The sequence below is a fragment of the Coralliovum pocilloporae genome, from assembly GCF_030845175.1.
Lineage (GTDB): Bacteria > Pseudomonadota > Alphaproteobacteria > Rhizobiales > Cohaesibacteraceae > Coralliovum > Coralliovum pocilloporae.
Genome location: NZ_CP132542.1, coordinates 2,941,984 through 2,954,185, shown reverse-complemented (window position 1 = coordinate 2,954,185; position 12,202 = coordinate 2,941,984). Strand labels below are relative to the sequence as shown.

Here is a 12,202-nt window from a genome sequence, read left to right as displayed (position 1 = left end):
CTAGGGTCAGGACTCATACAATACGGGTCTGGGAGGCTGGATCAAACAGGGTTGCACGCTTCATATCGATGGTGAAACGCAGCATGTCACCAGACATGGGCTCAATGGCAGAGTTTACCCGGGCAATCACATTCTGCTCTCCCCATTTCAGGAAACACAGCGTATCCGCCCCAGTCGGTTCCACCACATTGACCTCGCAGTCCACACCCTGTTCGCCTGCTGCATCACCCCGGCCGGTATAGGTGATCATTTCCGGGCGCAGGCCCACAACAACCTCCTGATTGATATAGGTGCTGACATCCGCGCCGTTGCGAGCGAGAGACAGAGACAGTGTCTGCCCTTCGCCCATATCAACGTCAGCAAAAAGCTCGTGCTCCGTCTGACGGATGCGGGCGGGGATGAAATTCATCGGCGGCGAGCCCACCAGACCAGCTACAAACATATTGGCCGGGCTGTTGTAGATCTCAGACGGCGACGCCAGTTGCTGGACGTGACCATCCCGCAGGATCGCGATCCGGTCCGCCAAGGTAAGCGCCTCGATCTGATCGTGCGTCACATAAACCATTGTTGCATTAAGTTCTTTGTGTAACCGTTTGATTTCTGTACGCATCTCAAGTCTGAGCTTGGCGTCCAGATTGGACAGAGGCTCATCGAACAGGAATACTTCCGGGCGACGGACCAGGGCCCGCCCCATGGCCACGCGCTGGCGCTGGCCGCCAGACAATTGCGCCGGTTTCCGGTTCAGCAGATGATCGATCTGCAGCATGCTGGCAACGCTCTGCACCGCCTGCTGCCGCTCTGCCTTGGGAACACCCCTCATTTCCAGACCAAACGCGATATTCTTCGCAACTGTCATGTTGGGATAGAGCGCATAGGACTGGAATACCATGGCGATATCCCGATCTTTCGGATGCACATCGTTGATGACGCGATCGCCAATCATGATCTCGCCTTCCGTCACGCTTTCAAGCCCGGCAATCATATTCAGAAGCGTGGACTTGCCGCAGCCGGATGCACCGAGAAGGACCAGAAACTCGCCATCTTTCAGATCGATGGAGACATTCTTCAGAACCTCGACAGAGCCATAACGCTTGACTGCATTCTTGATGGTAAGAGAAGCCATGATTTCTACCCTTTCACGGAGCCAGCGGTCAGACCGCGGACGAAATAGCGCCCGGCAATGATGTAGACGAGTATTGTGGGAGCTGCCGTGATCAGCGCGGCAGCCATATCCACATTGTATTGTTTCACCCCGGTCGTGGTGTTCACCAGATTGTTCATGGCCACCATGATCGGCTGGGTTCCGCCAGTGGTGAAACTTGCGCCAAACAGGAAGTCATTCCAGATCTGGGTGAACTGCCAGATGACCGAGACCACGATAATGGGCGGCGACAAAGGCAAGATGATACGGAAGAAGATGGTGAAGAACCCGGCCCCGTCGATTGTTGCAGCCCGGACCAGCTCATCAGGGATGGTGACGTAGTAATTGCGGAAAAACAGTGTGGTGAAGGCCAGACCATAGACGGTATGGACCAGAATGAGGCCATAGACCGTATTCGTGATCCTCAGAATACCCAATGTCTGGGCCATGGGCAGGATGACGACCTGAAACGGCACAAAACAGCCGAACAAGATCAGGGCAAAGACGATATTCGCGCCTCTGAACTGCCATTTCGTCAGCGAATAACCCGTGATCGCTCCAAGGAAGGTGGACAGGAGAACGGCAGGAACCGCCATGGCCACCGAGTTCCAGAAATAGGGTTCAAGTCCGGTACATTCCACACCGATACAGGCCTCACTCCAGGCAAACCGCCAGGCATCGAGATTGATTTCATGTGGCAGAGCCAGCAGCGAACCGCCGCGTATCTCTTCCAGATCCTTGAGGGATGTGCCAACCACCACATAGGCGGGCAACAGGAACCAGAGCGCGAAGACCACAAGCGCGGTCCAGATCAGACAACGGCCAGCCAGCTTTGACATACCGCCGTCGCCATTCAATGGTGCAGACTTAATCATGTTTCTGCCCCCTCAGTTCCGAGTACAGATATGGCACCATGATCGCCGCCACCGTTGCCAGCATGACCATTGCGGATGCTGCACCGACACCGATTTCATTGCGGCGGAAGGTCATCTCGTACATGAAATTGGCTGGCAAGGTTGAGGCATAACCCGGCCCGCCGCCCGTCAGCGCCACCACCAGATCAAAGCTCTTGATGGCCAGATGCGAGAGGATGACCACCGCACTCATGAAGACCGGACGCATGGAGGGCAGAATGATCCGCGTGTAAATGCGGAACGGTGTTGCTCCATCCAGGCTGGCCGCTTTGATGATATCCTGATCGACACTGCGAAGGGCCGAGAGAAACAGAGCCATGACAAAGCCGCTCGACTGCCAGACGGCCGCCATGACGAGGGCATAGACCGCCAGGTCCTGATCCACTGTCCAGCCAAAGGAGAAGCTTTCCCAACCCCAGGATCGGACCACGGTTTCCAGGCCAAGAGATGGGTTCATGATCCATTTCCAGGCCGTTCCCGTGATGATGAAGGAAATTGCCATCGGATAAAGATAGACGGTGCGGATAAAGCCTTCTGCTCTGATTTTCTGATCGAGCAACACGGCCAAGAGACAACCAATCACAATCGAGACCAGAATAAACAGGACCCCAAAGACAAAGAGATTGTTGATGGCCACATTCCAGCGATCCATCTGAAACAGGCGCTCATACTGGATCAGTCCGGCAAAGTCGTATTTCGGCAGCATGCGGGACTTGGTCATGGAGACATAACCCGTCCACAGAATGAAACCGTAGACAAAGAGCAGGATGGCCAGAAAACCCGGCGAGACAACAATTTGCGGGATCAGACGATCAAGGCGCCACGAACCCCCGGCTGACGGGCGTGCCATTTCAGACTCCGATCATGAGACAGAAGAGACTATCAGCTGTGTCTCACCACCAGTCTGCACCTGGGCAGACTGGTGGTGATGGTTCAGAGCCGATTATTTGGCAAGACGGATTGCATCAACCAGCTTGCTGGCCGCGTCTTCCGACGACATATCCGAGTTGAAATGCGCTGTTGCCACATCAATGAAGGCACCGCGAACAGCACCGGCCTGCGCGATCTCATGAGCCATGGAGCCCAGAAGTGTGCCATTTTTGGCAGATGACACCATATCATCCATGGACCGGATGGCGCATTCATCGAAGTTGTCCCGCTTCACACCAATCCGCGCCGGAACAGACCCCTTGAAGAGGTTGAAGGTCTCCTGAAACTCCTCACCCAGGATCAGTTCAGCCAGGATCGCCTGGCCTGCCTCATTGTCATCTCCAGACACATTGAACATGGCAAAACTGTCCGAGTTCAGAAGATAGCCCCCAGCGGATGGTGTTGGCGCACAGATGTAATCCACGCCCGGTTTCTTGCCAGCAGCGACGAACTCACCCTTGGCCCAGTCGCCCATGATCTGCATTGCGGCTTCTCCGCGCATCACCATGCCTGTTGCCAGGTTCCAGTCACGGCCCGGGAAATCAGGGTCAACAAAGCCGCGGATTTTGCGCATCTGGTCAAAGACCTTGACCATGGTTTCGGAACCGAGGGCCTCCTCATCGAGCTCAACCAGCGCCTTTCTGTAGAAATCGATACCGCCAACACCCAGCACAACGGTTTCAAACACAGTTGCGTCCTGCCAGGGCTGCCCACCATGCGCCAGCGGAATAATGCCTGCGGCTTTCAGCTTTTCTGCGGTTTCGTTGAACTCATCCCAGGTGGTCGGAACCTTTGCTCCCACCTTGGCCAATACGGCGGGGTTGGCCCAGATCCAGTCAACACGATGCACATTCACCGGGACGGCAACATATTTGCCTTCATACTTGACGATGTCCTTGATGGCTTCAGGCAGGACATCATCCCAGCCCTGCGCACTGGCCACTTCGGACAGATCGCCAAGAGCACCTGCTTCCGCCCATTCCTTGATGTTCGGCCCCTTGATCTGCACAGCAGCAGGCGGGTCACCAGACAGAACGCGGGCCCGCAGAACGGCAGCCTGCGCATCTCCGCCGCCACCGGCAACGGGTGCATCCACCCATTTTCCGCCGCGGGCATTGAACGCTTTCTGAAGTTCTTTCAGAGCTTTCGCCTCTCCACCGGATGTCCAGTAATGGAGCACTTCGGCCTTCGGCTCGGCATGTGCCGCAGATGCCAGCATGACAACAGCGCCCATCAGGGCAAATTTCAGCGATTTCATGGTTCCCTCCCAGAATCCAGATCTGATCCCGATCGGCCCGTTACCCATCAACGGACCGAGTCTTGCTATCTTTGTACAGCAAGGCAGGGCCTGCCAGATGCAGCTTTTTGTATGTTTTTGTTTCAGACCATGCGCCCGATACCGCCTGACGTTACAAAGTGTTACAAAACTGGCCGTACAGGCGGACAAATATGATAGATACTGTGACCAAGACCAGACGCGGGAGGAGCAAGTGCGTCGTGTTCATGTGATTGAGGATGATCCGGAAATCTCCTCATTGCTATCAGAGTATCTGTCAGAACGGGACTTTAACTGTACGGTTTCCGGATCGGTTGAAGAAGCTCGGACACATTCCGGCGATGATTTTGACATTCTGATCATCGACATCATGCTCCCCGGACAATCCGGGCTCGATTACTGCAAGTATGTGCGTCAGACATCCTCCGTTCCAATCATTATCCTGTCAGCGGTCAAAGGTGATATGGAACGAATTATCGGCATCGAACTGGGTGCGGATGACTATCTGGAAAAGCCGTTCAACCCAAGGGAACTTCTGGCGCGGATGAACGCGCTGCTGCGACGGGCGCAGACTGAGGTCAGCACACAGAAACCCAACGGCCAGATCCGTTTTTCCGGCTGGTCACTTGATAGGGCCCGGCAGCAACTCCATGCTCCTAATGCCGTTCTTGTTCCTCTCAGCACACGCGAGTTGTCTGTTCTGATGGAGCTGGTTCATGCATCACCTGAGCCGGTGTCACGAGACCATATCTCCATGCTGCTGGATGGTATTGAAGTCTCTCCCGGTGACCGACGCATCGATATTCTGGTCAGCCGTCTGCGCAAGAAGCTTATGGATACGGACCCGACTGCCGATTTTATCCGCTCGGTTCGCAATGAAGGTTACAAATTCTGCGCCGAGTTCGAACCGGAATGACTGTATTTTCGAGATTTCTGCGACTTCTGCCGCACTCTCTCACAGCCCGTCTGCCGTTACTGGTCATTACGGCCTTCCTGACGGGCGCTGCCGTAACCGGTTGGACCGTGGCCAATTATTACCAGCGCCAGAATATCCTCAGTACAGCATTCTCATCTGGCCGAACCCTGCTTGACCTTGTCCGACGTCCCGCATCAGCGAAGCTCAACGGCAGCACCCTTCTCTATCAAACCCGGCTTCTGGATCAATTCCCCAGCCAGGTCGACGGAGAGATCTATCCGCTTATCCTGGTTCTTGATGGAGTCCGCTACAGATCAGCTGTGATTTTCGACAGTGTGCCCCCTCGCCCCAACCTTCTGCGTGCCAGCAGGCAGGCGGGCAGACAGGAGAACAGGGGCGAGCAGCGCCTTGCAGACCTTTCACGCAACATCGCCCGGCAGGACAAGGGAGCCCGGCTTCTGGTCTACCTGGATGATGAAAACGTTGTTGAGGTTCAATCAGAAATGCTCTGGGCCAACCGGTATTCCGAGACCCAGAGCCTTCTGCTTGGTCTTGTCATTTTCTCGCTTCTGCTGGCAGCAACAATCCCGTTGGCGGTTTCTCTGTCCCGACCCTTCAGAATGCTGGCGCGCAAGGATGGCATTCGCTCTCCCGACGATCTTGGCGCTCTGGCATCTGAGGAGGCCGTGGCAGTCGGCGACATGCTAAGGCGATTGCAACGGGATTTCGATCTGGAGCAGGAATCCCAGAACCGCAGCCTCGCTGCCATTTCCCATGACCTCAGAACGCCTGTCACCCGGATGCGATTGCGGGCCGAGATGATTGATGACGAGACCCTGCGCAATAAATTCAGTCATGACCTTGAAGAATTGTCTGACCTGGTCAGCGGTGCTCTTGATCTTCTGTCGCTCGGCCATGACCCTGAGGAGCAGGCCCGGTTTTCTCTTGTCACCCTGCTTGAGAGCCTGTGTGATGATTATACGGATTCCGGTCGCGCAGTTGATTTCCAGCCAGAAGCCACTCTTGATCTGGGCTATGTGGGATCAGTGTTCAGTCTCAGCAGTGCGGCACCCGTGGATTATGCCCCGAACGGCATGATGCTGGGGCGCCCCAACAGCCTGCGACGCGCCTTTTCCAATCTGATCGACAACGGGCTCAAGTTCGGATCGCGTGTCACGGTTTCCGTCCATTATGACAGTGCGGAAAGCCTTCTCGTTTCTGTTCAGGACAATGGCCCGGGCATACCTGATGGTCAAATGGAGAAGATGCTTCTTCCCTTCGTACGCGGGCAGAGGGCCAACATGCCGCAAGGCAGTGGCCTGGGCCTCAGCATCGCGCACGGCATCATCCATCGTCATGGAGGCAATCTGAGTCTGACCAATCAGGATCCCGGCCTTCTGGCCCAGGTGATCCTGCCACGCGATGATGGGTCATCCCGTCGGTCTGACGGATGAGCCAGACAGCTGCAGCAGGACACTCCCCTGCGACAATGATAAGCTTCCACACAGAATCAGAACGTTTCAGAAAGTAAGGCCTGACACAGAATGCTCAACGGAGCCGACCTATGTCTCTGACTGCCATTTCGCTCGACCGAGACCTGAAAAAGGCCAACAAGCTCGCCCGCAAGGGTCGGGTTCAGGAAGCTCGCGCGCTTTTTGAAGCAATTGCAGAGCGCTATCCCTCAAACCAGAGAGCCAAAGACGGCTTACGGCAGCTGGGACAGGACAGCGGCTCGGGATCCTTTGAAGGCCAGTTCGCAAGTCTCGTGAACCGATACAAATCGGGTTCAGATGCGACACTTCTGTCTGATGCCGTCTCACTTGCAGAACAGCACCCAGATCGTTCAGAGCTGCATAATCTGATTGGAATTCTCTACGCTGCCGCGGGGCAGACCCAAGGCGCGATTGACCATTATCAGACAGCACTCAAGCTCGATCCCGAGAACACCAATATCCTCAACAATCTCGGGAACGCCTTCCGCGCACTGAAGCGCTATGCGGATGCGGAAGACATCTTTCAACAGGCTATCAAGCAAAGTCCTGACAAGCCGGAACTGTTCAATAATCTGGCCGCCACTCAAAAGGATGCGGGGAAACGTCTTGAGGCAATCCCCAACTATATCGCAGCCATCCGGCTCAATCCGCAATATTATCATGCTCATATCAACCTTGCGGTCACCCTGAATGATCTCAAGCGGTATGAAGAAGCTGCGCGATGCTGTGCAAATGCTATTGAGATCAAGCCAGATGAAGCTGAGGCTCATTTCAATCTCAGCACTGCGCTCTATGGCCTTGAACAACCACATCTGGCGATTGATGCATTGCGAACCACGGTCCAACTCCAACCGGATCACGCCGCAGCGCATGGCAATCTGGCAACCTTTCTGTTGAAAGAGGCTGATTACGATAACGCCTTGCAGCACGCTGTTCTCTCTGTGAAAGCCGCCCCTGACCGAGCAGAAGGTTACAACAATCTGGCCTGTGTCCAGCATGCACTTGGCCAAAACCAGCAGGCTCTGCAAACCTATATACACACTCTGAAACTAAGACAGGACTACCCGGACGCCCACCATGGTCTGGCGAGGGTTCTTCTGTCTCTGGGCCATGTGGATCAGGGACTGGACGAGTATGAATGGCGTATGGATCGCAGAAGCCAGTCGGTGACAGCCCCTCCTCCGCAACTGCCTCTGCCCTCTTTGAACAGCCTTGATGAGAAGGTCGAACGCCTCTTTGTCTGGCCGGAACAGGGCGTCGGTGACGAAGTAATGTTCGCCAGCATGTTCAAACACCTGTCCAGTCATGTGAACGCAGACATAATCGCGGGCTGTGACAAAAGGCTGATACCGCTGTTTGAGCGCTCTTTTCCGGATATGACGTTTATCAGCCGGGATGAGACCAACCGCTATACGCACCTGCCTGCCCCGCCCGACCGAATGATTGCGTCCGGCTCTCTGTTGCGTCTGGCCCGGAAGAAAGGCCTGCCGCTCAGGGCTGAGCCCTATCTCAAGCCTGATACAGACCGGCTTACTCTCTGGAAAGACCGTCTGGAGGCTTTGCCTCATCCGGTTTCCATTGGGATTTCCTGGTATGGCGGCAATATTCTGACCACCAGGCTTGCCCGATCCATCCAGCTCGAAGACTGGGCTCCCATCCTCAATCTGCCAGCCAATTTCATTAATCTGCAATATGGTGCGCACAAGGCCGACGCGGACCGGGTTTCAGAGGCACTCGGAGTTTCAATTCATGATTGGGATGATGCGGATCCGTTGAAGGATCTGGACAATTTCACAGCGCAGGTTGCCGCACTTGACCTGGTAATCAGCATCGACAACTCAACGGTGCATTTTGCTGGCGCGTTGGGAAAAACCTGCTTCACTCTGCTCCCAACCGCACCGGACTGGCGCTGGATGCCTGAAGAGAACCCGATAGACTGGTATCAGGGTGCATTACAGCTCTTCCGACAGGAAACACCGGAAGACTGGTCAAAACCGATCAAGAAGGTCACAGAGGCGGCACGTATCTTCATTGAAAACAAGTGATGGTTTCCGTTTGAGACCGCCACCTGAGAGCTTCGAGATTACTCGTCCAGTTTCTTGAACAGGTCGATAAACTGCACCTGCTCCGCTGGCTTGACCCGTTTCACCCGCTCACGTGCGGTAGGCAGATTGGCGCGATCCTCACCGACCACCAGCAGCATGACCATGCCATGGCGGCCATGGACGCGGCAGCGGACGCCATAGACACCTTCCACATCAAAGGCCAGATCCATCACCGGCTTGCCACGGATTTCAAACGGCTTTGCCCCGTCCGGGATCATGCCCGGAATGGAAGACACCGTATGTCTGCCGGTTGAACCTGTGAAGCGGACCACCTCACCTTTGGCAATCCTGAGATAGCTTGGTTCAAACCGGAACGCATGCAGGCTTGATGTTGCCTGAAGATCGATGACCTGTTTGACTTCATGCTGCGGTTCAGCAGCGAAAGCCGCGCCAAGCCCAAGGCTCAGCGCGACACAAAGGGCCGATAATGTGGTTTTGATCATTGGCTCCAGCCTTCCCAGACACTCAAAATGGTTTCCGGCTCAGGTCTCTGTCGCTCGCGACCGCATCGTGACGGCGTGCCCATGGCGATAAAACAAAGGAATTCTTCATTATCTGCCAGACCGATAGCAGAACGGAACGATTCCGTTCTCACGGCCCGGCCACTCATGGCGCGTGCGCCATAGCCCATGGCATGGGCCGTCAGCAGAATATTCTGAAGCGCAGCACCGCAGGACGCGATCTGGTCATCGCGGGTCACGCGCATCTCATCTTCAGCAATCTGGGCCACAAGCCCCAGCAACGTGGGTGCGCGTGCCGCTTTTTCGCGGGCCCGCCTGCGGTCTTCATCATCTGCGTCCGAGAACCGCTCAAGCAGAGCCCGTTCGAACACATCCGCCAGCATTTTCCGGGACCGCCCCGGAAAATCGATGAAGCGCCACGGGCGGATCAGACCGTGATCAGGAGCGGAAGCCGCCGCCTTGATCATGGTCCGGAGCTGATCCGTTGAAGGCCCTGGTGCTTCCAGAACCTTCGGGGAGACAGAATGACGGGACAGAATCGTCTCTGTGACGATATCCGCATAGTCGTCGTCATAGGAATCATAGGTTGCCGGGCTTATCATGACGCCACCGCCAATCCATTAGTCTGATACAGACTGGCCAGAGCCGGGAGGAGCACAGGCCAGGTCGCACGTTCATTGTCATTGGCCAGACGGTCAGCAATATGCGCTCCGATCACCGGTGCTGCACTGCTGTCGTCAGGCATATAGGCCGTCAAGGATTGCTCGGGATTGTCCAGAAGGAAAGAGAGCAAATGGTCGCGGGCCTGAGCGGGATCAACCACACAAAGAGTCCGCATGGCCTGTTGGCGAACCAGAGAAGAGCTGTCGCCTAAGAGAGGTGTGACAGCCTCTGCCGTTACCGTCATTCCACCGAGGAGCCGGATTGCTTCTGCCCGAACATTGGCATCTTCATCGCCGAGCACAGCCAGCAGGATGTCAGAGGCCTTATCAAGGGGAAGGAAAGCTGTCAGACGGACGGCCCGCAATCTGATACCGGCATCCGTTGCCACAATCAGGTTCGGAATGACATCGGCGAGAGCATCTTCGCCAGCCTTCAGACCAAAGCGGTCAATCGACCTCAACAAGCCATCCAGAGCAGCCGTTGCGCGATCTACATCCGTCTCTGTTGCAAGAGACAGCAGATTGCCCTGCCAGTCCGGCAAGGTTCCCAGAAGCTGGATTGCCGTCAGCTGTGTTTCCTGATCAAGCGAAGCCGCATCTGCATCCAGAGCCACTTTGCGGCGGGAGATGTTGCGGCGCGCCCGGTTCAGCAGGATTTCCTCGTTGGGAGACAGGATGGTCGCCGAATTATCAGCCGCTGCCTCTTCCACCAGTTCCTCGGCGATTTCCTCATGGCCCAGAATAGCGCCAAGGCTTGACGTCGGGCCCTGCTCTGCATCGGCATCGCCGTCACCAATATCAAGCCCTGCCGCCTTCAGTGCATGCCGGTCATCCTTGACAGCTTCCTGCTCCCCGATATCCGCGTCTTCATCGCCCGGATCAGCGGCAGGTGCCGGTAGCGCCAGACTGAGCACAATCTCGCTGGCCTGCTGACGGGCAACCAGTGTCTTGTCGCCACGTTCAAGGCAGACACCAACAGCGGTAAGCGCTTTCAGACGAACCGCACGAAACTCAGACCGGCAGGCCTTCTGCAGCCATTCCATAGCGTCCGGATTTGCAGAGGCGGCAAGCCCGTCCACGGCAGCCCACTGGCGACGCTCCAGATCATCGGGCTTGTCTTCCCGATCACCGAAGAGGTCAATCAATTCATTCTTCACAAGCGGCGTTGCAATGGCCGCCAGTCGGCCAAAGGCTGTGGCAGCCACTTCGCCATTGCCGGAGCGGGACAGAAGCTCAAGGGTCCGGAACCGCGTGTCATCCCGCCTCTCGCAAGATTCTGTGGGGTCGATCCGGTTGATGAGGGAAAGCTGGACGACGGGGCTCGGGTCATTCAGAACCCGGTTCAGCAGGGCTTCCTCCGCCAGATCAAGCCGGGCAAAAGCCGCAATGCGGATATCTTCATGGGCATCACCCAGAGCACGCTCGAACAGGTCAAGGCTTGCGTCCCGATCAAGCAGCGTTTCAAAGGCGACCAGACGGATAGACGCGTCCTTGTCGTCCAGTGCACGGTTCAGCAGGGCTTCGGCCTTTTCACCGTCCAGGCCCGCAACGGCACGGGTTGCCTGATAGCGGAGCCTGCGGCGGGTCGAGTTCATGAACATGCCAAGAGACGGCAGTGCTGCATCACCAATCCGGCCCAGAGCTTCCATGGCCACCGGCCCCAGATCCTGCGCCTCGTCATCATTGACCGCCAGGACAATCGGCTCAACGGCTTCTTCATCACCAAATCGGCCAAGGGTTTCAATAGCGGCAATCTGGATATCCAGCCAGTCATCCCATTCCGTCTGATAGGCTTCATCCTCATCCCAGATCATCTCATCATCATCACTGCGGGAGGTGACAAGCTTTCTGAGATAGGGAATAGCATCGCGACCGCCGAGCTTGCCAAGAGCCTTGACGCAGGCCAGCTTCACCTCACCACAGGGGTCGTAAACCAGATTTTCAAGCAAGGCCGGAATAACAGCCTCATCGCCAAGGTCAGCAAGAGCGCTGACCGCATCAATCCGGACGTCTTCATCATCATCTCTCAGAGCTTCCACCAGACAATCCGCACTGTCCGTCGCCTGCACCTGGTGCAGCGCCTGGACCGCTTTCAAGCGGACGATATCGTAGTCACTGGAGACAAGAGTACGGAAAACCGCTTTGGCATCATCAAGGCCGAACGGGGTTTTGCCAGTTTCTGAAACACTCATGATAAACCTGCCATGTTTTTGCTTGGGGGATATGGGGATTGGGGGGACGGGAGCCCCTCCCCCAATTTGAGAGGCTCCCGCCAGTCCGGGTCGGCCGTATGACTGAGCAAAC

The 12,202-nt window shown here is 56.1% G+C and carries 10 protein-coding genes; 3 read left to right on the top strand and 7 right to left on the bottom strand.

Annotated features, from left to right (window positions below):
- Nucleotides 1–13: 13 nt before the first annotated feature.
- The 4 genes from RA157_RS13470 to RA157_RS13455 all read right to left on the bottom strand — a co-directional run bounded on the left by RA157_RS13470 (nucleotide 14) and on the right by RA157_RS13455 (nucleotide 4,243).
- Complete coding sequence (locus RA157_RS13470) at nucleotides 14–1,123, bottom strand: ABC transporter ATP-binding protein (RefSeq protein WP_350333649.1); 1,110 nt, start codon at nucleotides 1,121–1,123, stop codon at nucleotides 14–16.
- A 5-nt stretch (nucleotides 1,124–1,128) separates the two neighbouring features.
- Nucleotides 1,129–2,016: a carbohydrate ABC transporter permease gene (locus tag RA157_RS13465; RefSeq protein ID WP_350333648.1), complete on the bottom strand. Its 888-nt coding sequence runs from the start codon at nucleotides 2,014–2,016 to the stop codon at nucleotides 1,129–1,131.
- On the bottom strand, nucleotides 2,009–2,905 hold the full coding sequence (locus RA157_RS13460; RefSeq protein ID WP_350333647.1) for a carbohydrate ABC transporter permease: 897 nt from the start codon (nucleotides 2,903–2,905) through the stop codon (nucleotides 2,009–2,011). Before RA157_RS13460 ends, RA157_RS13465 begins: the two co-directional genes overlap by 8 nt.
- A gap of 93 nt (nucleotides 2,906–2,998) precedes the next feature.
- Nucleotides 2,999–4,243, bottom strand: a complete 1,245-nt coding sequence (locus RA157_RS13455) for an ABC transporter substrate-binding protein (protein ID WP_350333646.1) — start codon at nucleotides 4,241–4,243, stop codon at nucleotides 2,999–3,001.
- 232 nt (nucleotides 4,244–4,475) lie between these two features.
- Here RA157_RS13455 and RA157_RS13450 point away from each other — a divergent pair, with 232 nt between their 5' ends.
- From RA157_RS13450 to RA157_RS13440, 3 genes are all read left to right on the top strand, one after another.
- On the top strand, nucleotides 4,476–5,177 hold the full coding sequence (locus RA157_RS13450) for a response regulator (protein ID WP_350333645.1): 702 nt from the start codon (nucleotides 4,476–4,478) through the stop codon (nucleotides 5,175–5,177).
- Complete coding sequence (locus tag RA157_RS13445; RefSeq protein ID WP_350333644.1) at nucleotides 5,174–6,631, top strand: sensor histidine kinase; 1,458 nt, start codon at nucleotides 5,174–5,176, stop codon at nucleotides 6,629–6,631. The genes RA157_RS13450 and RA157_RS13445 overlap by 4 nt, the downstream gene beginning before the upstream one ends.
- A 110-nt stretch (nucleotides 6,632–6,741) precedes the next feature.
- Nucleotides 6,742–8,715: a tetratricopeptide repeat protein gene (locus RA157_RS13440; RefSeq protein ID WP_350333643.1), complete on the top strand. Its 1,974-nt coding sequence runs from the start codon at nucleotides 6,742–6,744 to the stop codon at nucleotides 8,713–8,715.
- Between the two features lie 38 nt (nucleotides 8,716–8,753).
- Here RA157_RS13440 and RA157_RS13435 read toward each other — a convergent pair whose 3' ends face one another.
- Genes RA157_RS13435 through RA157_RS13425 form a run of 3 tightly spaced genes read right to left on the bottom strand, consistent with a single transcriptional unit; the run spans nucleotide 8,754 to nucleotide 12,090 of the window.
- A complete protein-coding gene (locus RA157_RS13435) occupies nucleotides 8,754–9,218 on the bottom strand; it encodes a plastocyanin/azurin family copper-binding protein (protein WP_350333642.1) in 465 nt (154 codons plus the stop codon).
- Nucleotides 9,215–9,838, bottom strand: a complete 624-nt coding sequence (locus RA157_RS13430; RefSeq protein WP_350333641.1) for a nitroreductase family protein — start codon at nucleotides 9,836–9,838, stop codon at nucleotides 9,215–9,217. The genes RA157_RS13435 and RA157_RS13430 overlap by 4 nt, the downstream gene beginning before the upstream one ends.
- The gene (locus tag RA157_RS13425; RefSeq protein WP_350333640.1) at nucleotides 9,835–12,090 is read right to left on the bottom strand and encodes a HEAT repeat domain-containing protein; all 2,256 of its coding nucleotides are present in this window, start codon (nucleotides 12,088–12,090) and stop codon (nucleotides 9,835–9,837) included. The genes RA157_RS13430 and RA157_RS13425 overlap by 4 nt, the downstream gene beginning before the upstream one ends.
- Nucleotides 12,091–12,202: the final 112 nt, after the last annotated feature.

Bases quoted from the DNA above. Each gene is read 5' to 3' on its own strand.
- RA157_RS13460 (WP_350333647.1), bottom strand. From the start codon at position 2,905: ATGGCACGCCCGTCAGCCGGGGGTTCGTGGCGCCTTGATCGTCTGATC.
- RA157_RS13425 (WP_350333640.1), bottom strand. From the start codon at position 12,090: ATGAGTGTTTCAGAAACTGGCAAAACCCCGTTCGGCCTTGATGATGCC.
- RA157_RS13440 (WP_350333643.1), top strand. From the start codon at position 6,742: ATGTCTCTGACTGCCATTTCGCTCGACCGAGACCTGAAAAAGGCCAAC.
- RA157_RS13445 (WP_350333644.1), top strand. From the start codon at position 5,174: ATGACTGTATTTTCGAGATTTCTGCGACTTCTGCCGCACTCTCTCACA.
- RA157_RS13430 (WP_350333641.1), bottom strand. From the start codon at position 9,838: ATGATAAGCCCGGCAACCTATGATTCCTATGACGACGACTATGCGGAT.
- RA157_RS13455 (WP_350333646.1), bottom strand. From the start codon at position 4,243: ATGAAATCGCTGAAATTTGCCCTGATGGGCGCTGTTGTCATGCTGGCA.
- RA157_RS13470 (WP_350333649.1), bottom strand. From the start codon at position 1,123: ATGGCTTCTCTTACCATCAAGAATGCAGTCAAGCGTTATGGCTCTGTC.
- RA157_RS13435 (WP_350333642.1), bottom strand. From the start codon at position 9,218: ATGATCAAAACCACATTATCGGCCCTTTGTGTCGCGCTGAGCCTTGGG.
- RA157_RS13465 (WP_350333648.1), bottom strand. From the start codon at position 2,016: ATGATTAAGTCTGCACCATTGAATGGCGACGGCGGTATGTCAAAGCTG.